This is a genomic window from Streptomyces huiliensis, from assembly GCF_020037025.1.
GTDB lineage: Bacteria > Actinomycetota > Actinomycetes > Streptomycetales > Streptomycetaceae > Streptomyces > Streptomyces huiliensis.
Genome location: NZ_JAIQLH010000533.1, coordinates 1 through 1,103, shown reverse-complemented (window position 1 = coordinate 1,103; position 1,103 = coordinate 1). Strand labels below are relative to the sequence as shown.

General features: G+C 69.5%; 1 pseudogene. It reads left to right on the top strand.

Features of this window, described 5'->3' with window-relative positions:
• Positions 1–76: 76 nt before the first annotated feature.
• A pseudogene (locus tag JNW98_RS35695) lies at positions 77–1,080 on the top strand (IS5 family transposase).
• Positions 1,081–1,103: the final 23 nt, after the last annotated feature.

Here is a 1,103-nt window from a genome sequence, read left to right as displayed (position 1 = left end):
TAGGGCCTGTATTGAGTCGTGATCAGTTTGTCGGTTCCGCCCTCACTTCGGGCGCGGATGCGGTAGTCCAGTGCGCATGACGCGTGCGCAACTGACGGACGAGGAGTGGGGGTTCGTCCAGCCGTATCTACCGGTCGGTGAGTACGGCCCGTATCCCGAGCGGCTGCGGCAGCAGTTCGAGGGCGTGATCTGGAAGTTCCGCTCCGGAGCGCAGTGGCGGGAGATGCCGGACCGGTTCGGCGCCTGGTCCACCGTGCACAACCGGTTTAGGCAGTGGCGGGACGCCGGGATCTTCGAAGCTCTGCTGGAGGGAGTGATCGCCGAGGCGGCCGCGCGGGGCGGGGTGGACCTGTCGCTGGTCAGTGTGGACTCCACGACGGTCCGGGCCCACCACGACGCGGCCGGGATGCGCCTGGAAGAGGGCGTCCTGGACGCGCTGGAGAAAGCCGCCGCCGAGGCGGAGGCGGCCCGGCAAAAGGGGGCGGCGCGCAGGAACAAGACGGACAGGCCGGCGTCTGCGGTCCCGGCCGGGCCGAACGGCGGCACGTCCGGCGGCGGCGCAGGCTCCGTCTGAAAGCCGCTGGGCTCGGGCGCTCGCGAGGCGGACAGACCAGCAAAATCCATCTGGCTGCCGACCGCCGCTGCCGGCCCCTGGCTGTGATCCTGACCGCCGGCCAGGCCGCGGACAGCCCGCAGTTCATTCCCGTGCTCGCGCGAGTGCGCGTCCGCGGGCCCGTCGGGCGCCCCCGCACCCGACCGGGCGCAGTCGCCGCGGACAAGGCGTATTCCTCTCGCGGCAACCGCGCTCACCTGCGCGCACGCGGGATCACGGCAGTCATCCCGGAGAAGAAGGACCAGGCCGCCAACCGGAAGAGGAAAGGCCGGCACGGCGGTCGGCCCATTACCTACGACCGTGAGCTCTACCAAGAGCGCAACACCGTCGAGCGTCTGATCAACAAGCTCAAGGCCTGGCGCGGGATCGCCACCCGCTACGACAAGACCCCCGAGAGCTACCTCGCCGGAGTCCACCTCCGCGCCGCCATGATCTGGATCAAGGACCTCACCCGAACCACTCAGTGATCACAACCCAATACAGGCCCTAG